This window comes from Kineosporia sp. R_H_3, from assembly GCF_002198675.1.
GTDB lineage: Bacteria > Actinomycetota > Actinomycetes > Actinomycetales > Kineosporiaceae > R-H-3.
Genome location: NZ_MWLL01000201.1, coordinates 1 through 21513, shown reverse-complemented (window position 1 = coordinate 21513; position 21513 = coordinate 1). Strand labels below are relative to the sequence as shown.

General features: G+C 73.5%; 14 protein-coding genes and 1 pseudogene. 8 read left to right on the top strand and 7 right to left on the bottom strand.

What is annotated here, in order from left to right; genetic code table 11:
* Positions 1 to 31 precede the first annotated feature (31 nt).
* The gene (locus ECOMGDLI_RS34025; RefSeq protein ID WP_143447918.1) at positions 32 to 1132 is read right to left on the bottom strand and encodes a hypothetical protein; all 1101 of its coding nucleotides are present in this window, start codon (positions 1130 to 1132) and stop codon (positions 32 to 34) included.
* A 105-nt stretch (positions 1133 to 1237) separates the two neighbouring features.
* A pseudogene (locus tag ECOMGDLI_RS24980) lies at positions 1238 to 1879 on the bottom strand (ATPase, T2SS/T4P/T4SS family); the annotation flags it as partial.
* Positions 1880 to 2092: 213 nt separating this feature from the next.
* Between ECOMGDLI_RS24980 and ECOMGDLI_RS24975 the strand changes: the two are divergent.
* The 4 genes from ECOMGDLI_RS24975 (at position 2093) to ECOMGDLI_RS24960 (ending at position 8374) form a co-directional block, all read left to right on the top strand.
* Positions 2093 to 6373 (top strand): FtsK/SpoIIIE domain-containing protein, encoded by a 4281-nt coding sequence (locus ECOMGDLI_RS24975; RefSeq protein WP_088319560.1) that lies wholly within the window; start codon positions 2093 to 2095, stop codon positions 6371 to 6373.
* Positions 6374 to 6417: 44 nt separating this feature from the next.
* Positions 6418 to 7041 (top strand): GNAT family N-acetyltransferase, encoded by a 624-nt coding sequence (locus tag ECOMGDLI_RS24970; RefSeq protein ID WP_088319589.1) that lies wholly within the window; start codon positions 6418 to 6420, stop codon positions 7039 to 7041.
* A 134-nt stretch (positions 7042 to 7175) separates the two neighbouring features.
* Entirely contained in the window at positions 7176 to 7583 is a 408-nt protein-coding gene (locus ECOMGDLI_RS24965) for an ATP-binding protein (RefSeq protein ID WP_088319559.1), read from the top strand.
* The gene (locus ECOMGDLI_RS24960; protein ID WP_158221147.1) at positions 7583 to 8374 is read left to right on the top strand and encodes a SigB/SigF/SigG family RNA polymerase sigma factor; all 792 of its coding nucleotides are present in this window, start codon (positions 7583 to 7585) and stop codon (positions 8372 to 8374) included. The genes ECOMGDLI_RS24965 and ECOMGDLI_RS24960 overlap by 1 nt, the downstream gene beginning before the upstream one ends.
* 36 nt (positions 8375 to 8410) lie before the next feature.
* Here the strand turns inward: ECOMGDLI_RS24960 and ECOMGDLI_RS24955 are convergent, their stop codons facing one another.
* Positions 8411 to 8704: a hypothetical protein gene (locus tag ECOMGDLI_RS24955; RefSeq protein ID WP_143447917.1), complete on the bottom strand. Its 294-nt coding sequence runs from the start codon at positions 8702 to 8704 to the stop codon at positions 8411 to 8413.
* A gap of 514 nt (positions 8705 to 9218) precedes the next feature.
* Between ECOMGDLI_RS24955 and ECOMGDLI_RS24950 the strand changes: the two genes are divergently transcribed.
* Positions 9219 to 9470, top strand: a complete 252-nt coding sequence (locus ECOMGDLI_RS24950) for a WhiB family transcriptional regulator (protein ID WP_088288970.1) — start codon at positions 9219 to 9221, stop codon at positions 9468 to 9470.
* A 248-nt stretch (positions 9471 to 9718) separates the two neighbouring features.
* On the opposite strand, the gene ECOMGDLI_RS24945 is transcribed toward ECOMGDLI_RS24950, so the two are convergent.
* Both ECOMGDLI_RS24945 and ECOMGDLI_RS24940 read right to left on the bottom strand, forming a co-directional pair.
* Positions 9719 to 11254: a histidine kinase N-terminal domain-containing protein gene (locus ECOMGDLI_RS24945; protein ID WP_088319588.1), complete on the bottom strand. Its 1536-nt coding sequence runs from the start codon at positions 11252 to 11254 to the stop codon at positions 9719 to 9721.
* A 132-nt stretch (positions 11255 to 11386) separates the two neighbouring features.
* Positions 11387 to 16378 (bottom strand): NAD-glutamate dehydrogenase, encoded by a 4992-nt coding sequence (locus tag ECOMGDLI_RS24940; RefSeq protein ID WP_088319556.1) that lies wholly within the window; start codon positions 16376 to 16378, stop codon positions 11387 to 11389.
* A gap of 280 nt (positions 16379 to 16658) precedes the next feature.
* Here ECOMGDLI_RS24940 and ECOMGDLI_RS24935 point away from each other — a divergent pair, with 280 nt between their 5' ends.
* Complete coding sequence (locus ECOMGDLI_RS24935; RefSeq protein WP_143447916.1) at positions 16659 to 17156, top strand: DUF2505 domain-containing protein; 498 nt, start codon at positions 16659 to 16661, stop codon at positions 17154 to 17156.
* A 90-nt stretch (positions 17157 to 17246) separates the two neighbouring features.
* Here ECOMGDLI_RS24935 and pruA read toward each other — a convergent pair whose 3' ends face one another.
* Complete coding sequence (pruA, locus tag ECOMGDLI_RS24930) at positions 17247 to 18875, bottom strand: L-glutamate gamma-semialdehyde dehydrogenase (protein ID WP_088319554.1); 1629 nt, start codon at positions 18873 to 18875, stop codon at positions 17247 to 17249.
* Between the two features lie 222 nt (positions 18876 to 19097).
* On the opposite strand from pruA, the gene ECOMGDLI_RS24925 reads away from it, so the two are divergent.
* A complete protein-coding gene (locus tag ECOMGDLI_RS24925; RefSeq protein ID WP_158221146.1) occupies positions 19098 to 19988 on the top strand; it encodes an alpha/beta fold hydrolase in 891 nt (296 codons plus the stop codon).
* A 53-nt stretch (positions 19989 to 20041) separates the two neighbouring features.
* Here the strand turns inward: ECOMGDLI_RS24925 and ECOMGDLI_RS24920 are convergent, their stop codons facing one another.
* A complete protein-coding gene (locus ECOMGDLI_RS24920; protein WP_088319552.1) occupies positions 20042 to 20728 on the bottom strand; it encodes an alpha/beta fold hydrolase in 687 nt (228 codons plus the stop codon).
* Positions 20729 to 20960: 232 nt separating this feature from the next.
* On the opposite strand from ECOMGDLI_RS24920, the gene ECOMGDLI_RS24915 reads away from it, so the two are divergent.
* Positions 20961 to 21464 carry a GyrI-like domain-containing protein gene (locus ECOMGDLI_RS24915; RefSeq protein ID WP_158221145.1) on the top strand — a complete coding sequence of 168 codons (504 nt, stop codon included), beginning with the start codon at positions 20961 to 20963 and terminating at the stop codon, positions 21462 to 21464.
* The last annotated feature ends 49 nt before the right edge of the window (positions 21465 to 21513 follow it).

The following is a 21513-nucleotide window of genomic DNA, read 5'->3' as shown; positions in this document are numbered from 1 at the left end:
TCGCGACCCAACAATTCACCTGAAGACAACACTATGCCAACAGGCCCGCCAAGACGCCCGACACCACGCCGATCACCAGACCGATCAGTACAGTGTAGACCCAGAATTGATAGGTCCGTTGCCTATCCTCGAATCGCTTCTTGGCTGGCCCGATGGCAAATCCGGATCTAGGAACGAGTCTAGACAGGGGCTTATCGATTAGATTGCCCGGCATAACTACGGCGGCAAAGGCGAACAGACTGAGAAAGGCAAGAACAAGCAGCAAACTATCGTCTGGCGCGCTCAAATACAGTTGATCGTGAACAAATCTCTGAAAGCGCTCGTCCAGGGTCTCGCCCGCCATGATGTTGTCGAATCGCTGCCTGGTTGTCGGCCTCGGATCTCTTGGGTGCGTGAAGTAGTACACCGAGGCCAGCGCCGGGGCCAGTGCTGCCACACCGAGCTTTGTGAACAGGCGGACGCGAGCGTGTGCAAGAGCCTTCAACGGACGGTAAGCACTGTTGAGGGCCATCGAGCGCAGGATGACCAACAATTCACCCTCCACCCATCTCAGCCATTGCCGGTTGGGTCCGAGCAATACATATTCAATACTAGCTGGTTCGTACCGGTCGAAAGCAGTGTCCTTCTCGACTTCCACCTTCCAAGACATGGCGATGTTGTACGCGCCGTCCGGAGTGAATACCTCCCACTCAACGTTCAACTTGGTTCCGTCGAGGTCGGCGAATGCCTCGGAGGCGAAGGCCTCCCAGTTGTCGAATCGTTCAGAACTTTCGTCGGCATAGAGTACTTTGATTGAAAGCGTGGGTGTATGTACGGCATCTTCAGGTATGAACTGTCGAACAGATTTGTCTAGCCGATGGAGATCTTCCAGTGCCACAACAAATGGCCCTTTGACATTCGAAGATTTGTTCGCTGCGGCGGTCTTGGCGATGGACGCCAGGACATCCGCCAATTGGGCGCGTGGCAAGAAGAATCCGCCCGGATCCGCGTGAATCGCGGTTGTCGCAACCAAAGCGTCGCCGATGTGTTCTCCGCCATTTTGGCCCTGCTTGCTCGGCGCGGCCACCGAAGACCCCGGATCTTCCTGAGCGGTGGAGGCTTCGTTGCCAGGGGGCTGCGGCACATCTGTCACCGGGATGAAGTTACAGGACCTGAGAGCAACTCTGCTTCGAAAGCGCGGCAACGCGCACGAGGCTTAGCAGGAGCCAACGCGCATCGGACATGACCAATGTCACTGCACACAGTTCAGCAACGTCGTCTTGCCGGCCTGGGTGCCGCCCGAGACGAGGATGTTCAGCCCGGCGGCGACGGCCCCGGTGAGGAAGCGCGCGGCGTGCGGGGTGAGGGTCCGCAGCGTGACGAGGTCCTCGAGGCGGGTCGCCCGCACGGTGAACTTGCGGATGTTCACCGCGACGTGGCGCCGGGTGATGTCGGGGACGACGACGTGCAGCCGCGAGCCGACGGGCAGCATCGCGTCGACGAAGGGCGACGACAGGTCGACCCGGCGCCCGCTCGTCTTGAGCATCCGCTCGACGAGGTCGCGGACCTCCTCCTCGGTGAGGATCGCCGTCGTCAGCTCGCTGACCCCGCCGCGCGCGACGAAGACCTTGCCGGGCTCGTTGATCCAGACCTCCTCGACGTCGGGGTCGTCGAGGTACGGCTGCAGAGGACCGAACCCGGCGACGTCGTCGAGCACGCGCTTCACCGCGCCCGCGGTGTCCGCGAGCGGCGGCAGCGCCCCCGACACCGACCGGTCGTCGTAGTCGGCGACGACGTCCTCGACGAGGCGGCGCACACCGCCCGGGTCCCGGGCCGGGTCGAGCCCGCGCCGGCGGATCAGCTCGCGCACCTCGTCGGCGACGATCGCCACCGCGTCCACGCCACCTCCCGAAGGCTCGCCGGGCCCCTCGCCCGGCGGAGATCACGCAACCTATAGGTGATCTTCGACGTCATCATCGGCTGTCCACAGGTCAGTGACCAACGGCATGACAACCGGCCGGTTATCCACAGGCCGGCGGCCGCGGGCGGCGGATCGTCGGTCCCCCGGCGCAGACTCCCCGGCCATGACGACCCCTCCGCGCCACGGCCTCCGGTGACGGCCCCTGCCCCCGGCGGGCGGATGGCCGTCCGGCTCACGGTCGTCGACCGGGGCCGGACGGCGGCCCCGTGCGACGTCGTCGTCGAGGCCCCGGCGGGGGCGGGCCTCGCCGAGGCCCGCCCGGCCCTGGAGGCGGCCGCCGGCCTCGTGCCGGGCCGACCGCTCTCCGTCGGCGGCGTCGTCCTCGACGGCGAGGCCGTCGTCGGGCGGCCGCCGCTGCTCGACGGTGCGGTGGTCGTCGTCGGGGCGCCGGGCCCGTCGCCCGGCGTCCCGCTGCTCGAGGTGCACGTCGTCGCCGGGCCGGACGCCGGCCGCCGGGTCGCGCTCGGTCCGGGCGTGTGGGTGGTGGGCCGGGGACCGGACGCGACGGTGCGCGTCGAGGACCCCGGCGTCTCGCGGGCCCACGCCGTCGTCACCGTCGCCCCGGGCGAGGTCGTCGTGTCGGACCTGGGGTCGACGAACGGGACGGCGCTCGCATCTGCGGGCGGTGCGCCGGAGCCGCTCCCGGACGGCGGGCCGGCCCGGTGGGAGGACGGCGCGCGCCTCGTCGTGGGGTCGTCGCACCTCGTGCTGCGGGACCCGGACGAGGACGAGCCGGCGGCGGCCGTGCCCGACGGGCTCGGGCACCTGCTCGTCAACCGTGCGCCCCGGGTCCGGGTGGACGACCCGCCCCTGACCGTGCGGTTCCCGGACCCGCCGCCACCGGCGCGGCCGCACAGGCTGCCCTGGCCGGCGCTCGTCGTCCCGGCCGTGGTCGCCGTCCCGATGGCTCTGGTCTGGCACCAGCCGGTCTTCCTGCTCCTCGCGCTCCTCACACCGCTGGCGCTGCTCGGCCAGCACCTCGTCGAGCGGCGGGGCGGCCGGCGGGACGCGCGCCGGGCCGCCGCCGACCACGCGGCCGCCGTCGCGGTCGCGTCCGAGAACCTCACCGCTGCCCTCCGCCTGGACGCCGCGCGCCTCGACCGCGTGCGTCCGGACCTCGGCCGCCTCACGACCGCGGCCGCGTCCCCGACCCGGCGGTTGTGGGAACGATCGGCGGCCGACGAGGACGCGCTCGTCGTCCGGCTGGGGCTCGGTCCGGTGCCCGCCGGGGTCCGCGTCGAGGGTCCGCAGGCGCCGGCGGCCGAGCACGCCGTCGCACCGGTCACGGTCGACCTGCTCGGTGCGGGCGTCCTCGGCATCGCCGGTCCCCGTTGCGCGGCAACGGATCTGGCCCGGGCCGTCGTCGCCCAGGTCGCGACGCTGCACACGCCGCAGGAGGTCCGGGTCGTGGTCCGGTCGTCGGACCGTGACCGCGGTCGCGGCTGGTCCTGGGCGGCCTGGCTGCCGCACCTCGACGATGACCCGGTCGCCGCCCTCGCACCCGGGGCACCCGTCCCAGGGGACGCGCCGGGCACCCCCGCGGTGCTGGTCGTCGTCCTCGACGGCGCGCACGACCTGCGACGCGACACCGCCGTCGCGGAGATCCTCCGCCGGGCCGCCGCACAGGCCCGGGCCGCGGACCGCCGGCACGGCACACCGCGCGCCCGGGTCGTCGTCCTCTGCCTGGACGACGACGTGTCCCGGCTCCCCGCGGAGTGCCTCGCCACGGTCGTCGTCGGTGCGCCCGGGGCCGGGGCGGCGGGCCTCGAGGCCGTGGTGCGCCACGACGGACGGGTGCGCCGCTGCGTCCCGGACGGGCTCGGCCCGGGGACTGCGGCCCGGCTCGCCCGCGACGTCGCCCGGCTCCGGGACGCCACCCCGCGGCCGGACGGGTCCGCGCTGCCGGCCAGGGTCACCCTGGCCGAGGTGGTCGGTCTGCCCGGCCCCCCGGCGCGCTGGGGTGCCGACCTCGCACGCCGTTGGGCCCGACCGGACCGGACCCCGCCCCCGCTGCGGGTCGCCCTGGGCCGCGGCCCGGACGGCCCGTGGACGGTGGACCTGCGCACCGACGGGCCGCACGCCCTCGTCGCCGGGACGACCGGCGCCGGGAAGTCCGAGCTCCTGCGGACGTTCGTCGCCGCGCTCGCGGCCGAGCATCCGCCGACCGAGGTCGCCGTCCTGCTCGTGGACTACAAGGGCGGGACGGCGTTCGCCGGGCTCGAGGCGCTGCCGCACGTCTGCGGCCTGCTCACCGACCTCGACCCGCACGGCGCCCGTCGCACGCTCACCGCGCTGCGGGCCGAGCTGCGCCGCCGCGAACGGGTGCTCCGCGCCGCGGGCGCCGCCGACCTCGACGCCTTCGACCGCCTCGCCGCCGCCGACCGGGCAGGAGCCGCGCCGATGCCGCGGCTCGTCATCGTCGTCGACGAGTTCCGGGTGCTCGCCGAGGAGCTCCCGGACCTGCTCGGCGGTCTCGTCCGGGTGGCCGCGGTCGGCCGTTCGCTCGGGGTGCACCTCGTGCTGGCGACCCAGCGGCCCGGAGGTGTCGTCACCGCGGACATGCGGGCGAACCTCAACCTCCGGGTCGCCCTGCGGGTCCGCGACCGGACCGACTCGGACGACGTCGTCGAGGCGCCGGACGCGGCCGGGCTGCCCGCCTCGGCGCCCGGGCGGGCCGTGGTCCGGACCGGTGGCGGCGACCTGCGGACGGTCCAGACCGCGCTGCTCGCTGTGCCGGACGACGTGGGTGGGGCGGGCGACGCCACGGTCCGGGTGCGGGTGCTCGCCGGGGGACCCGCAGGCGGCGGGCGCACCGCCGGCGGCCCGGCGCGACCGCCCGGTGACGAGGGGCCCCCGGACGCGGTCGACAGCATGGCCGTGGCCTGCCGGGAGGCGGTCGCCCGGACCGGCGCGGCTGCACCTCCCGCACCGTGGCTGCCGCCGCTGCCGGACGTGGTGCTGCTCGCGGACCTCCCCCCGGAGGACGCACCCGGAGCGACGGCGGGCGACGGGCCGCACGTCGTGGTCGGGCTGGCGGACCTCCCCGACGAGCAGCGCCGGGCGGCCCTCGCCTGGGACCTCGGACGCGGCCACCTGGCCGTCGTCGGCGGCCCGCGCTCGGGCCGGACGACGGCGTTGCGGGCCGTCGTCGCGGGCCTGCTCACCAGACCCGGCACCGTGCACGTGCACGTGCACGTGCACGTGCACGTGCTCGCGGCGCCGGGCGCGCGGACCGTCCCGTCGGACCTGCCGGGGGCGGGCACCGTCGCCACCGTCGACGACGTCGAGCGCGCGGCCCGGCTGCTGCGACACCTGGCGACCGATCCCGTCCGGGCCCGCTGGACGGTCCTCGTCGTCGACGGCTGGGAGCCGGTCGCGGACGCCCTGCGCGCGCACGACCGGGGCAGGCCCTTCGATGACCTGGTGGCGCTCGCCCGGGACCGCGGCGCCGACGGCCTGCGCGTCGTCGCCGCCGGTGGCCGCGGCCTGCTCACCGGTCCGGTCGGCGCACTGCTGCCGACCCGGCTGCTCCTGCCGACCGCCGACCCCACCGACCTGCTCGTCGCCGGTCTGGCGGCGCACGAACTGCCCGCGACGATGCCGCCCGGCCGGGTGCTCCGGCTCGGCGCGGCGACCGACGGCTCCCGGTCCGTCGTCGAGGCGCAGGTCGGGCTGCTCGACCGCGACCCCGCTCCCGCGGCGCAGGAGGCGGCGCTCGTCCGGCTCGCCCGCGCCCTGGCAGCCGGTCCCGCGCAGGCCGGGAGGCGGCCCCTGCGTCTGGTGCCGTTGCCCGGGCTCGTCGACGTCGTGGACCTCGACGCCTGCGTGGACCGTCCCGGTCCCGTCGACGCGGACCGCACGCACGACGGTCCGGGCGGCCCGGCGGCCGTCGCCGTCGGGCTCGGCGGGGACGACGCCGCACCGGTCCTGCTGCCGCTGCCGCCCGGCGAGGTCGTCCTCGTCGCGGGGCCACCGGGTTCCGGTCGGACGACGGCCCTCACCACACTGGGCCGCCAGGTCGCGCGGGCCGGACGGCCCGTGGTGCGAGCAGGACCGGACGGGGTCGGCACGGCACCGACGCCGCCGGTCGTCGTGCTCGCCGACGACGTCGACCGACTGCCGGAGCCCGTCCTGTCCCAGGTCGAGGAGCTCGTCGCAGCCGGTGCGACCGCCGTCGTCGCCGCGACCGCGGCGGACGCCGTCGTCGCCTTCCGCGGCCTGCTCGCCGCCGCGCGGCGGTCGCGGTGCGGGCTGCTGCTCGGCACGTGCGGGCCCGGCGAGGCGGAGGTGCTGGGCGTCCGTGACGCCCCGCCCCGCACCACGGTCCCGGGCCGGGGCGTCGTGGTCGACCGGGGCCGTGCCACCCCGGTCCAGGTCGCACGCACCCCCGGGGCGACCGCGATGGGAGAGTGAGCCGACGGCACGCGCGGCAGCGGCAGCACCGGCAGGAGGTCGACGTGACGACGAGGACCCGGGTCCGGGTGGCCCGTCCCGAGGACGTCCCGGCGATCCTCGGGCTGGTCCGCGAGCTCGCCGAGTACGAGCGCGAACCGGACGCCGTCGAGGCCGACGAGGACGCCTTCCGCACCGCGCTCTTCGGCGCCGACCCACGGGTGCACGCCTTCGTCGCCGAGGTGCTGCCCGAGGACGACGCGACCGAGGGCGGCACCGGCCCCGGCACGGCCGACGGCACCGATGCCGCCCGCTGGGACACGCAGGCCCGGATCGCCGGGACCGCCGTCTGGTTCGTCAGCTTCTCGACCTGGCGGGGCCGGCACGGGATCTGGCTCGAGGACCTCTTCGTCCGCCCCGCGTACCGCGGCCTCGGGCTCGGGCAGGCCCTCCTCGCCGAGCTCGCGGCCGAGTGCGACCGCCGGGGCTACGCCCGGCTGGAGTGGAACGTCCTCGACTGGAACGAGCCCGCGCTCGGCTTCTACCGGCGGCTCGGGGCCGAGCCTCTCGGGGACTGGACGGTCCACCGGCTCACCGGCGACCCGCTGCGGGCGCTCGCCCGGCAGGCCGCCGCCGCGGCCGGGACGGCGGGATCACCTGGAACGTCGCCGGCGCAGGATCGCCGGTAGCGTCGGAGCAGTTCCGTCCGTTACAGGCACGGGACGTGGTCGGTCGTACGGTCTGTGTAACACCCCCGGCCGTTCGGCCGATGTGCAGCCAAGGGCGCACACCAGGTCGCACGGGGCAGCGAGGGGTAAATTCCATGATCACAGTCGTCGGGGAGAGCGGGAAGACCAACGTGACGGATGTCGTCGAGCTCCGCGTGCCCGCAGACCCTGCCTACCTCACGGTCATCCGGACGGCGAGCGCCGGCCTCGCGGCGCGGCTCGACCTGACCCTCGACGAGATCGAGGACCTGCGCATCGCCGTCGACGAGGCCTGCGCACTGCTGCTCGGCCACACGACGCACCCCGACGCGCACCTCTACACCGAGTTCACGATCCGGCCCGGCGCGCTCGACGTGCACGTCCGCGGCCCGGCCCGGACCCTCCCCGACCGGTCGAGCTTCGCCTGGTCCGTCCTCGAAGCACTCGTGGGCCGGGTTGAGACCGGGGCCACCGAGGAGGGATGCTGGATCCGGTTGAGCCACACCGGGGGTCGGAGGGCGTAGTGACGAGGGACGGCAGCGCGGCACGCGCGGCGACCGAGCCGTCCCCGCAGCTCCACCCCGCGGACGCCGCGGTGGTCCCTCTGCTGCGGCGGCTGTCGACGATCGACGCCGACGACCCGGCGCACGCGGTGCTCCGCGAGCAGATCGTGGAGAGCCAGCTCGCCCTCGTCCACCACCTCGCCCAGCGCTTCCGCGGCCGCGGCGAGCCGTACGACGACCTCGTGCAGGTCGGCACGATCGGCCTGCTCAACGCCGTCGACCGGTTCGACGCGGGCCGCGACTCGTTCACCGCGTTCGCCGTCCCGACGATCCTCGGCGAGATCCGCCGGCACTTCCGGGACCGGGGCTGGGCGATGCGGGTGCCGCGCCGGCTCCAGGACCTGAGCCGCCGGGTCGCCGAGGCGCGCGAGACGCTGACCCACTCTCTCGGCCGCTCGCCGACGGTCCCCGAGCTCGCCCACCACCTCGACGCCGACGCCGACCTCGTGCTCGAGGCGATCGACACCGGCTCCGCCTACGCGACGGTCCCGCTGCCGAGCGTCCCCGACGACACCCAGCCGACGCTCGGCGAGGTCGACTCCGGGATGGAGCTCGTCGAGAACCGCGAGACGCTGCGTCCGCTCCTCGAACGGCTCCCGGCGCGCGAGCGCACGATCCTCGCGCTGCGCTTCGGCCGCGGGATGTCGCAGTCCCAGATCGCCGCCGAGGTGGGCGTCTCGCAGATGCACGTCTCCCGGCTCCTCGCGCGCAGCCTGTCGACGCTGCGGGAGAACCTCTCCGACGAGACCTGACCGCGCCTGCACGCCGCGGCGGCCGCCGACGCGGGGTCAGTCCCCGTCGAGCGGGGTCCGGCCGTCCGGCGGCTCCTCGACGACCCCGGGCGTGAACGCACCGACGACGACGAGGACGGCGGCAACCAGGAGCGGTACCCCGATCTGCGGTCGCGGGCCGAGCGCCGGGACGGCCACCGAGGCCTGGAGCGCCTGCCAGACGAGCGCCGGCGAACGGGACCAGCGCTGCCCCCGCCACAGCCCCAGGGACACCGAGGCAACCCCCGCGCCCAGCAGGACGACAAGGAGGGCGAGGAATGCGGAGCCGACAAAACTGGCGGGTCGGTCCACGAGTGTTTCAATCCCCAGGACGGATCCGTACCCGATGACGACAATGGATTCAGCACAAACGATCGCAGCGACGATCTGACGGACACGGTGAGTCTCGTGACCGTCACCGGTCCGCTCGCGAGTCATGATTCGTCACATCCTGTCACCGTCAGGAGACGTTCACCACGTCTCAGGGCCACCGTACAGGGCTCAGCCCCTCTCCCAAGACCCCGGTCGCAGGGCATCTGAGCAGCAGTCATCACAACAAGTGCATGAACGAACACAGTTCCTCGCGCTCAGCGATTTCACAGCGGACGGTGACGAAAAGTTGTCCCGTATCCCTTGTGAAAGCGGGCACAAGGATGTGAGGCTTGGCGTTGGATACAGGGAGGCGCGAAGAAGCGCTTTCACCGACCGAAGCGACAGGCGCGAACAGATGCCGTTGCGGACGTCGGGACACCAGCACTCACTGCAATCGCGCAGACACCGAAAGCGACGAGGCCCCCCGCACGGGGCTGGAGGAGTGGAACACCTGATGGCGGATTGGCGGCACAAGTCAGCGTGCCTTGACGAGGACCCTGAGCTGTTCTTCCCGATCGGGAACACGGGTCCTGCCCTGCTGCAGATCGAAGAGGCGAAGGCCGTCTGCCGGCGTTGCGACGTCGTCGAGACGTGCCTGCGCTGGGCAATCGACTCCGGCCAGGACGCCGGCGTCTGGGGCGGTCTCTCGGAGGACGAGCGTCGCGCTCTCAAGCGCCGCAACGCCCGCGCACGTCGCGCGAGCTGACCTTCCCGAACGACGACCCACCTGCACCGACGAACGATCGCACCACCGACCGAGACCCCGTAGGCCGGGGCGGCAGCGTCCGCCCCGGCTCGTGATCCCCGGGGCCGGGCCCGCAGACCCACGACGAACACCGGCGGCAGACCACGGCCGTCGGTGCTTTCGTCGTACCCGGCGCCGGGACGACCTCAGGGGCACCAGCGGCACCGGTCGTGCGCGCCGGGTCACCGGCACCGGGCTGCGCGGTCCGCCTAGACCCCCGCCGGCACACCCTCGCCCGCGCCGTCCGACGTGCTCCGGCCGGCGTCCTGGTCGTCGTCGCCGTCCACGCGGTGCACGGTCACCTCGACGCTCACCTCGGTGCCGCCCTCCGCGGGCGTCGTCCAGATGATGCGGCCGCGCATCTCACCGCCGACGAGCGCCTGGACGATCTGCGTCCCGAGCCCGTCGACGCCGGCGCTGAACCCCTCGGGCAGCCCCGCACCGTCGTCCTTGACGACCGCCCGGAGGCTGCGGCCCTCACGGTGGGCGATGACCGTGACGGTCCCGCCGCCGGCGGCGAGCCCGTGCTCGACGGCGTTCGTCACGAGCTCGGTGAGCACGAGCGCGAGCGGCGTCGCGTTCTCGGCACGCAGCTCGCCGAACCGGCCCTCCCGCTTCACGGCCACCGGGGCCTGCGCCCCGGCGAGCTCGACGGCGAGCTTGACGACCCGGGCGACGACGTCGTCGAAGTCGACCGTCTCACCGAGCCCCTCGGAGAGCGTCTCGTGGACGAGCGCGATCGTCGCGACCCGGCGCATCGCCTCCTGGAGCGCGGCACGCCCCTCCTCGGACGGGATCCGCCGGGCCTGCAGCCGCAGCAGCGCGGCGACGGTCTGGAGGTTGTTCTTGACCCGGTGGTGCACCTCGCGGATCGTTGCGTCCTTCGTGAGCAGCTCCCGCTCGCGGCGGCGCAGCTCCGAGACGTCGCGCAGGAGCACGAGCGCGCCGATCCGGTGCGCCGCGGCCGCGAGCGGGATCGCCCGCAGGGACAGCGTCGTCCCCCGGGCCTCGACCTCGCTGCGCCACGGCGCCCGACCGGACAGGACCAGCGGCAGCGACTCGTCGACGGGCCCGCTCTGGTCGAGCAGCGGGGTCACGATCTCCGCGAGCGAGCGGTCGAGGACGTCCCCGACGTACCCGAGCCGGTGGACGGCGGACAGCGCGTTCGGGCTCGCGTAGCTGATCCGGCCGTCCCGGTCGAGCCGGATGAGACCGTCCCCGACGCGGGGCGCACCCCGTCGGGAGCCGGTCGGGGCGCCCGCGACCGGGAACTCCCCCGTCGAGATCATCCGGGCCAGGTCGTCGGCGCACTGCAGGTACGTCAGCTCGAGCCGGCTCGGGGTGCGCGCGGCGGCGAGGTTCGTGTGCCGGGCGACGACCGCGATGACCCGGTCCCGCCGGACGACGGGCACGGCCTCCTCACGGACCGGGACGTCGTCGTGCCACTCCGGGTCCCGCTCGCGGCAGATCCGGCGCAGGTCCCAGGCGCGGTCGACCTGCACCCGGCGCCCGCGCGGCACGTGGGTGCCGACGACGTCGTCGTAGTAGACGGTCGGCCCGGTGCTCGGGCGGCAGTGCGCGACGGCCACCCAGCCGTCCGAGTCGCGGTCCGGCACCCAGAGCACGAGGTCGGCGAACGACAGGTCCGAGATCATCTGCCAGTCCCCGACGAGCAGGTGGAGCCACTCGACGTCGGCCGCCTCGAGGTCGGTGTTCGCGGCGACGAGCTCGCTCAGGGTCGGCACGACCTCCACAGTAGACGGCGGCGCCACCGGTCCCGCGTCCGCCGTCGGGGCGGCGCCGGGGCGGCACCGGGCCGGCACCGGGTCGAGAGCCGGGCCGGCACCGCACGGCCGGGCCGGTCCGGCCGGGGCGCGTCAGGCCGTCGTCCGCACCACCCCGCGCAGCGTGCGCAGAGCCACCGACAGCGACGCGAGGTCGCCCTTCTCGAGCCGGCGCACCTCCTCGAGCGTCTGCGTGGCCCGGGCGACGGCCGCGGCGTTCTCCCGCTCCCAGCGCTCGATCCGCGCGACCGGCTCGGCACCGGCCGGCGTCGAGCCGAGGACCGCGAGGGTCAGCGACTCCAGGGCCGCGTACAGGTCGTACCGCAACGCGGCCCGGGCGAGCGACTGCCAGCGGTCCTGCCGCTCGAGGCCGCTGATCCGGGTGAGCATCGCGTCGACCGCGTACCGCTCGGACAGCGTGAGGTACACCCGCGCCACCTCCTCGGCGGGCAGCTGCGCCTGCTCGGCGATCTGCGCGACGTCGAGGAGCTGGAACACGTTGAGCAGGCACGCGCCCGAGAGGGCGAGCTCGGCGGGGACGCCGATCTTCTCCAGCCGACCGGCCTGCTCGACGAGCGCCTTGTGCTCGGCGCCGACGATCATGTCCTGCAGCTTCGGCCCCAGCTCGGCGACGACCGGCGCGAACCGCGCCACCTCCGCACCGATGTCGAGCTGGCCGGGCCGGGCCTGGAGGAACCAGCGGACCGAGCGGTCGAGGAGCCGGCGGAACTCCAGGTACAGCACCGTCTGCGCCTCCGTCGGCACGACGTTGTCGAGCGCCTCGACGGCGGCCACGAACTCGCGCAGCCCGAACACCTCCCGGCACACCGTGTAGGCCCGCGCGACCTGCTCGGGGCTGGCGCCCGTCTCCTCCTGGACCCGGAAGGCGAACGTGATGCCGCCCCGGTTGACCATCTCGTTGACCAGGCACGTCGTGATGAGCTCGCGCCGCAGCGGGTGCTGGGCGAGCCGGTCGGCGTACCGCTCGACGAGGGCCGGCGGGAAGTAGTCGCGCAGGGTCCGGGCGAACCACGGGTCGTCCGGCAGCCCGGACGCGACGACGTCCTCGGTGAGGGCGATCTTCGCGTACGCCACGAGGACGGCGAACTCCGGCGAGGTGAGCCCGCGCTCGTCGTCGTCCCGCTCGGCGAGCGTCGCGTCGTCCGGCAGGAACTCCAGCGCCCGGTCGAGCGCACCGCGCGCCTCGAGCGACCGGATGAACCGCTGGTGCACCGTGAGCATCGAGTGCGACTGCTTGCGCGCGTTGCCGAGCAGCACGTTCTGCTCGTAGTTGTCGCGCAGGACCATCCGGCCGACGTCGTCGGTCATCTCCGCGAGCAGGGTGTTGCGCTGCTTCTCCGTGAGGTCCCCCGCGGCCACGACGCGGTCGAGGAGGATCTTGATGTTCACCTCGTGGTCGGAGCAGTCGACGCCCGCCGAGTTGTCGATGGCGTCGGTGTTGACCCGGACGCCGTGCAGCGCCGCCTCGACCCGGCCGAGCTGGGTGAGGCCGAGGTTGCCGCCCTCACCGACGACCCGCACCCGCAGGTCGCGGCCGTCGACGCGGATCGCGTCGTTCGCCTTGTCGCCGACCTCGCCGTGCGACTCCGCCGACGCCTTCACGTACGTGCCGATCCCGCCGTTCCACAGCAGGTCGACGGGAGCCTTGAGGATCGCCCGCATGAGCTCGGCCGGGGTGAGCGCCGAGGTCGACACCGGCAGGCCGAGCCGGGCGGCCACCTCGGGCGACACCGGGACCGACTTCGCCGTCCGCGGGTAGATCCCGCCGCCGGGGGACAGCAGCGAGGTGTCGTAGTCCGCCCATGACGAGCGCGGGAGGGCGAAGAGCCGCTGCCGCTCGACGAACGACGCCTCGGCGTCCGGGTCGGGGTCGAGGAACAGGTGCCGGTGGTCGAACGCCGCGACGAGCCGGATGTGCCGGGACAGGAGCATCCCGTTGCCGAACACGTCACCGCTCATGTCGCCGACGCCGACGACGGTGACCTCCTCGGTCTGGGTGTCCCGGCCCAGCTCGCGGAAGTGCCGCTTGACCGACTCCCACGCGCCCTTGGCCGTGATGCCCATCGCCTTGTGGTCGTAGCCGACGGACCCGCCGGACGCGAAGGCGTCCCCGAGCCAGAAGCCGTACTCCTTCGCGACGCCGTTGGCGATGTCGGAGAAGGTCGCCGTCCCCTTGTCGGCCGCGACGACGAGGTAGGTGTCGTCCTCGTCGTGCCGCACGACCTGCGGCGGCGGCGAGACCACCTGGGCGACGACGGCCCCGGTGCCGTCCGTCGACTGCGCGGGCGCGGCCGAGGGGTCGGTGACGAGGTTGTCCGTGACGTCGAGGAGCCCGCGGACGAACGTCTTGTAGCAGGCCACGCCCTCGGCGAGCCAGGCCTCCCGGTCCACGGCCGGGTCCGGCAGGTTCTTGCAGACGAAGCCGCCCTTGGCGCCGGTCGGCACGATGACGGCGTTCTTCACCATCTGCGCCTTGACGAGCCCGAGGATCTCGGTGCGGAAGTCCTCGCGGCGGTCGCTCCAGCGCAGGCCCCCGCGGGCGACCTTGCCGAAGCGCAGGTGCACGCCCTCGACGCGCGGCGAGTAGACGAAGATCTCGAACTCCGGCCGCGGCTGCGGCAGGTCCGGGACCGCCTGCGGGTCGAGCTTGAACGACACGTACGGCGTGGGCTCCCCGCCGGTGGTCTGGAAGAAGTTCGTCCGCAGCGTCGCGAGCACGAGGCCGAGGAGCGAGCGGAGGATCCGGTCCTGGTCGAGGCTCGCCACCTGGTCGAGCGCCTCGCGGACCTTCGTCGCGAGCTCGTCGGCCGCGTCGAACCGCTCGACGTCGTGGCTGCCGTTGGTCCGGATCCCGCCGAAGCGGTCGGGGTCGAAGCGCACCTCGAAGAGCCGCACGAGCATCCGGGCGATGCCGACGTTCGCCGCGAGGCAGCGCTCGATGTAGTCCTGGCTGAACGTCGACCCGGTCTGCCGCAGGTACTTCGCGTAGGCGCGCAGGACGACGACCTGGCGCCACGTGAGCCCCGCGAGCATGACGAGCCGGTCGAAGCCGTCGCTCTCGGCGCGGCCGCTCCAGGCCGCCGAGAAGGCCTCGCTGAACAGCTCGCGCGCCTTCTCGGGCTGCTCGGCGGCGACCCCGGCGGTGGCGTCGTACCGCAGCCCGAAGTCGTAGATGTAGGCGATCGCGCCGTCACCGCGGACGATCTCGTACGGCCGCTCGTCGACGACCTCGACGCCGAGGTTGCTCAGGTAGGGCAGCACGGCGGTCAGCGACAGCGGTGCGAGCCGGTAGAGCTTGAACCGGCGCTCCCCCGCGGGTGCGCCGACGGGCTCGTAGAGGTTCATCCCCAGCGTGGCGTCGGCGGCGGCGCCGACCGGGGCGGCGGGGACGTCGTCCAGCGCCGGCAGCGCCTCGATCCGGCGCAGGTCCGCGACCCCGACCCGGGCCGGGAAGTCCTCCTTGTAGGCCTCGGGGAAGCCGCGGGCCCAGGTGCGCAGCAGTCGGGCCGCCTCCTCCTCGCCGGCCTCGAGCCGCAGCGCGTCCGCGAGGTCCTCGTCCCAGGACCGGGTGGCCTCGACGAGCCGGGCCTCGACCTCGGCGGCGTCGACCTGCGGCAGCGGGACACCGGGGTCGACCCGGATGACGAAGTGCAGGCGGGCGAGGACGGACTCGCTGACCCGGGTCGTGTAGTCGACGTGCGAGCCGCCGAACGCGTCCCGCAGGATCGCCTCCATCTTCAGCCGCACCGAGGTCGTGTAGCGGTCCCGGGGCAGGAAGACGAGGCAGGAGACGAAGCGGCCGTACTCGTCGTACCGCATGAAGAGCCGGGTCCGGCGGCGCTCCTGCAGGTGCATGACGGCGACGGCGATGTTCGTGAGGTCGTCGGCGCCGATCTCGAAGAGCTCGTCGCGCGGGTACGTCTCGAGGATCTGCAGCAGGTCCTTGCCCGAGTGGCTGTCGACCGAGAAGCCGGTGCGGCTGAGCACCCCGGCGACCTTGCGGCTCACGACGGGGATGCGCCGGACGCTGTCGGTGTACGCGGACGACGCGAAGAGGCCGAGGAACCGGCGCTCACCGACGACCGCGCCCGCCGCGTCGAAGGTCTTCACGCCGACGTAGTCGAGGTACGCGGGCCGGTGCACGGTCGCCCGGCTGTTCGCCTTCGTGAGGACGAGCAGCGTCTTCTCCCGGGCCTTGGCCCGGGCCTGCGGGGTGAGCCGGTCGAAGCTCGAGGACGCCGCGTGCTGGTCGTAGCGCAGGATGCCCAGACCGCTGCCGCTCTCGGCGACGAGCACGTCGTGGCCGTCCCGGACGTCGAGCCGGTACTCGCGGTACCCGAGGAAGGTGAAGTGGCCGTCGGCGAGCCAGCGCAGGAGCTGGGTCGCCTCCTCGACCTCGTCGGCCGGCAGCCCGGCGGGCGGCTCGGCGTCGAGCGCGTCGGCGGTGTCCCGGGCGCGCTGCTGCATCCGCGGCCAGTCCTCGACGGACACCCGCACGTCCTCGAGGACGCCGCGCAGCCCGCTCGTGATCTCGTCGATGTGGTCGGAGTCGGTGACCCGGTCCACCTCGACGTGGATCCAGGACTCCACGAGGCTGTCCCGCGGGTGGTCGGACGACGCCCAGCCGCCGGGCCCCTGGTCGAGCACCTCGAGCAGGGTGCCGGCGATGTCCCGGCGGACGACGACCTGCGGGTGCACGACGAGGTGGATCGCCCGGTCCTGCCGGGAGAGCTCCGCCTGGACCGAGTCGACGAGGAAGGGCATGTCGTCGGTGACGATCTCGACGACGGTGTGCCCGCACGACCAGGCGTGCTCGTCGACCGTCGGCGTGAAGACGCGGACGTTCGCGGTGCCCTGGGGCCGGGTGGCGGCGAGCTGCCGCTGCGACAGCGCCGCCCCGGCGAGGTCGACGGGGTCGCGCTCGGCGAGGTCCTCGATCGACACGTGGCGGTAGTAGCGCTCGAGGAGCTGGGAGAGGTTGGGCTCCCGGCACCCCTGTCGAAGGCCCGCCTCGGTGGCCCGCTCGAGGATCTGCGTCCGTTCAGCGTCCTGGGTGTGCGCCATCGCGCGCCTCACTTCGCACCTCTCGAACGGCGTGCGCCGTTGCACGCCGTGTGTCGACCATACCCACGCTGCGGGACGCCCCCGCGTGGGGATACCGCCCGGCGGGCGGTCGAGATCGGTCCCTCTCACCCTGTCGGCGGATCGGCCGCCGACCTGGAGTGCTGCGTGCGGCCCGTCGCCCGGCCGGCCCCGGCTGCGCCGGGTCGTCGGGGCAGGGACGGTGCACGTCGCTACGCTTCCCGCAGGACCGGCGCACGTGCGCCTGACGGAGGGACTGACCGTGCGACTCACCGCCGACATCCGCTACGACGCGGCCCCGGACGCGGTCTTCGCGATGCTCTGCGACGAGGACTTCCAGTCGAAGCGCTGCGTCGCGACCGGCGCGCTCGCGCACGACGTCACCATCGAGGAGTTCGACGACGGCGGGGTCGTCGTCACCGCGCACCGCACGATGCCCACCGACCAGGTCCCCGACTTCGTCCGGACGTTCGTCGGGCAGACGCTCGTCGTCTCGGAGATCCAGGACTGGCAGGCGGCGGACGACCGGGGCAACCGCGAGGGCACGCTCGTGCTCGAGATCAAGGGCGCCCCGGTCCGGATGACCGGGACGCTGAGCCTCGTCGCCGAGGGTCCCGGCACGGTCGAGGTCATCGACGGAGACCTCAAGGCGTCCGTCCCGCTCGTGGGCGGCAAGATCGAGAAGTCCGTCGAGCCCGCGATCCGGGCCGCCATCCGGGTCGAGGAGCGCGAGGGCCGCGCCTGGCTCGCACGCGGCTGACCGTCCGCCCGCACCGTTCGGGCGGGCGGACGACTGCCGCGCCGACGACGCTGTCGGCGTGCTGCGGCGGGTCACCTGGTGTCGACCGCCTCAGCCCTGGTGCGGGTAGTTGTGGTCGGTCGGCGGCACGAACGTCTCCTTGATGGAGCGCGTCGACGTCCACCGCTGGAGGTTCTGCAGCGCCCCCGCCTTGTCGTTCGTGCCGGATGCCCGGGCGCCGCCGAACGGCTGCTGCCCGACGACGGCACCGGTCGGCTTGTCGTTGACGTAGAAGTTGCCCGCGGCGTACCGGAGCACCTCCTGCGCGTCGACGATCGCCTGCCGGTCCTGGGCGATGACGGCGCCCGTCAGCGCGTACGGCGCGATCGACTCCATCTCGCGCAGCACCCGGTCGTACTGCCGGTCCGGGAAGACGTGGACGGCGAGGATCGGCCCGAAGTACTCGGTCGTGAACACCTCGTCGGTCGGGTCGCTGCCCTCGACGACGGTCGGCCGGACGAACCAGCCCTCGCTGTCGTCGTAGGTGCCGCCCGCGAGGACCTTCAGACCGTCGGTCGCATGCGCCCGGTCGATCGCTGCGGCGTGCTTGGCGAACGCACGGTCGTCGATGACGGCGCCCATGAAGTTCGACAGGTCGGTCACCGGGCCCTGGGTCAGCGCCTGCGTCGCCGAGACGAGGTCGTCCTTGAGCCGGCGCCACACCGACCGCGGGACGTAGGCCCGCGACGCCGCGGAGCACTTCTGGCCCTGGAACTCGAACGCACCGCGGATCATCGCCGTCCGCAGCACGTCCACGTCCGCGCTCGCGTGGGCGACGATGAAGTCCTTGCCGCCCGTCTCGCCGACGATCCGCGGGTAGCCGCGGTACACGTCGAGGTTCTCCCCGACCGTGCGCCACAGCGTCTTGAACGTCGGCGTCGAGCCGGTGAAGTGGATGCCCGCGAGGTCCGGGTCCCGCAGGACGACCTCGGAGACCGCGATCCCGTCACCGGTCACGAGGTTGATGACCCCGGGCGGCAGGCCGGCGGCCTCGAGCAGCCGCATGGTGAAATGCGCGGAGAACTGCTGCGTCGGTGACGGCTTCCAGACGACGACGTTGCCCATGAGCGCCGGTGCCGTCGGGAGGTTGGCGCCGATCGCGGTGAAGTTGAACGGCGTGACGGCGTAGACGAAGCCCTCGAGCGGGCGGTGGTCCGTCCGGTTCCAGATGCCCTTGGAGTTCGCGGGCGGCTGCTCCTCGATGAGGCGCCGGCCGAATGCGACGTTGAAGCGCCAGAAGTCGATGAGCTCGCACGCGGCGTCGATCTCGGCCTGGTAGACCGTCTTGCTCTGGCCCAGCATGGTCGCCGCGTTCAGCGTCTGCCGCCACGGGCCGGAGAGCAGCTCGGCGGCCTTGAGGAAGATCGCGGCGCGGTCCTCGTACGCCATCGCGCGCCACGCCGGCGCGGCCGCCTTCGCCGCGGCCACCGCGGCCGCGGCGTCGGCCTTCGTCGCGTGCCGCAGCGTGCCGAGGACCGCGCGCCGGGCGTGCGGCTGGACGACGTCGAACCGGCGCCCCGTGCCCATGACCTCGCGCCCGCCGATCGTCATGGGCAGGTCGATCCGGGCCGAGCCGAGGTCGGCCAGCGCCGCCTCGACGGCAGCACGCTCGGGGCTGCCCGGGGCGTAGTCCTTGACCGGTTCGTTGACCGGGGCGGGAACGGAGGTCACGGCGTCCATGGCAGGCCCTTCGAGACGGGAACTCGCGGTTGCTGGCAGCACGATCTCGCGCCTCGGGGCCGAGCGCACGGACGCAGGGCCAGCCGGGCACGGAAATTCATAGGACGAATCTTGGTATACAACTCTGCATACAGCAATCCCGCGATCATGTCGGTCCCGTCACACGCGAACGCCGGTGCCGCAGGGGTCGAGATCGTCGGACCCCGGGTGTTGGATGACCGGGTGGACGACGGGGCGGGCGGCAGGATGGACGACGACCCGGAGGGCGGTCGGGCGGCGCCGGCCGCCGTCCGCACGGTGCGCACCGCCGACGGTCCGGTCTCCGTGCACACCTTTCCCGGGGTGACGGTCCCGCGCGGGGTCCGACGGCCGGTCCTCGTGGCGTTCCACGGGTGGACGGACTCCGGGGAGTGCTTCGCCCCGCTCGCCGAGGCCCTCGGCCGGCGCTGGCCGGTGCTCGCTCCCGACGCGCCGGCGCACGGCGGCACCCGCTGGGCGCCGGCCCCCGAGTACGTGGTCGCCGACCACGCGCGGGGCGGGGTCGCCGTCGTCGACGCCGCGATCCGGCTCGCCGGCCGGCGCGGCCCGGTCGTGCTCCTCGGCCACTCGATGGGGGCGCTCACCGCCGCCCGGGTCGCAGCGGCCAGGCCCGGCGTCGTCCGTCACCTGCTGCTGGAGGACCCGGCCCGGACGACGATGCGCCGGGTGCGCTCGTCGGCCGCCCGGCTCGCGGCGCTCGAGCGCCTCCGGGGGATGTCCGACGACGCGCTGCGCGCAGAGATCGTCGCCGAGGCCCCGGACTGGCCCGACGACGAGTACGGCCCCTGGATGAGGTCCAAACGGCAGGTCGACCCCGCGCACGTCGCGGTCCCGGTGGACTGGGGTGAGCCGCTGGCAGCGCTGCTCGCCGACGTCCGGTGCCCGGTGACGCTCGTGCGCGGCGACCCCGCCCGCGGCGGGATCGTCTCCGCGACCGCCGCCCGGCGCTGCGCCTCGGTCTGCCCGGGGGGCTGCGACGTCGTCGCCCTCCCCACGGGCCACAACCCTCGCAGGGAGGCACGGACCCGCTTCGTCGCCACGCTCGCAGCCACCCTCGGTCGTCACGAGCGCTGACACGACGGTGGCTGCCGCCGACCGGCGGCAGCCACCGATCGACCGGTCAGGCGTCAGACACCGTCGGCGACACCGGCGAGGAGCCGGGCGAGCTCGACGGGCTTGCTGAACATCGGCCAGTGCCCCGAGTCGATGTCGACGAGGTCCAGACGCTCCACCTTGGCCAGCTCGGGTCCGTGCCCGTCGGCGATCCATGCGCGCGCCTCGGCAGGGCTGAACTCCGGGCAGACGACGGTGACGGGGACGCCGAACCTCCGTGCGTCGGTGAGGCGGACGACGCCCTGGGCGACGGGTGCGGGGACCGGGACCGCGGAGGCGGCGATCCTCTGCCGGGTCGGCGCATCGAGGTCGGCGGCGTCCGGCCCTTCGAACGGCTCCCACCCGGGGAAGGGCACGACGCCGTCACGCTCCGGGAAGGAGTCCGCGTACTTCGCGCCGTCCGACGCCGGGAAGCCACCGATGAGCGCGACGGCAGCCACCGCGTCGGGTCGGGCGTCGGCGGCCTGCCATGCGAGCGTGCACGCCGCGGAGTGCCCCACGACGACGGGGGGCCCGGCGGAGGCGTCGACCGCGGCGACGACAGCGGCCACCTGCTCGTCCAGGGTCGCCGTCGACGTGCCGTCGCCCTGGCCCGGCAGGGTCAGCGGCCGTGCGCGATGACCGAGACGGTCGAGCTCAGGAACGACGGCGTCCCACGCCGATCCGTCGAGCCAGAGACCGGCGACCAGCACGATGTCCATGGTTGTGCACTCCTCAGTCGGGTTCGGGCAGCTCCGGCGGGGCGCCCAGGGCCGACACCGTAGGGGCCATTGCGGACGATCGCCGTCCGGGTTGAGTCGTGACACTCGGTGGTCGTCCAGGAAGCGCGCCGCCGACCAGGGCGGGCCGATGAGTCCGCATGTGCTCGCGGATCTACCTGGCTCGAAGGCCTCGGCCGGACGGGCCGACGGCCATGAGCGGGAGGACGCTGCCGTGACGGTGAACCTCAGCACGCCGACGGTCGTGGAGCGGGAGGCACGCCGCTACATCGGCATCCACGCCGTCGTCACCATGGAGACCATCGACTCGGTGATCCAGGAGCTGGTCCGGGAGGTGCTCGACAGGCCGCAGATCGTCGCCGCGGGCAGCGGGGCCCCCCTCGTGCGGTACGACGTCATCGACATGGAGCGAGAGCTGGCGATCCAGGTGGGTGTCCCGGTGGCGGCCGAGCTACCGGGTGACGGGCGGGCTGTCGGCGGGGTCCTGCCGGCGGGCCGCTACCTGACCGCCACGCACACCGGCCCCTACGACAGGCTGGAAGAGGCCACGGGCGCGTTCCGGGACTGGGCGTCGCAACACGGGCACGTCTTCGACATGCACCTCGGGGACCGTGGTGAGGTGTGGGGCTGCCGGCTGGAGCACTACGTGACCGACCCGGTCGCGCAGCCGGACTCCAGCCGCTGGGAGACGGTCCTGGAGTTCCGTCTCCACGACTAATGGGTCCTTGCCGGGCGGTGTTCTGGAAGGCTCGGCTCCGGTAGCGGCC

What these genes read in the sequence shown, in the direction of transcription:
- ECOMGDLI_RS24965 (WP_088319559.1), top strand. Translation starts at nt 7,176, where the DNA reads ATGATCACAGTCGTCGGGGAGAGCGGGAAGACCAACGTGACGGATGTC.
- ECOMGDLI_RS24950 (WP_088288970.1), top strand. Translation starts at nt 9,219, where the DNA reads ATGGCGGATTGGCGGCACAAGTCAGCGTGCCTTGACGAGGACCCTGAG.
- ECOMGDLI_RS24940 (WP_088319556.1), bottom strand. Translation starts at nt 16,378, where the DNA reads ATGGCGCACACCCAGGACGCTGAACGGACGCAGATCCTCGAGCGGGCC.
- pruA (WP_088319554.1), bottom strand. Translation starts at nt 18,875, where the DNA reads ATGGACGCCGTGACCTCCGTTCCCGCCCCGGTCAACGAACCGGTCAAG.
- ECOMGDLI_RS24920 (WP_088319552.1), bottom strand. Translation starts at nt 20,728, where the DNA reads ATGGACATCGTGCTGGTCGCCGGTCTCTGGCTCGACGGATCGGCGTGG.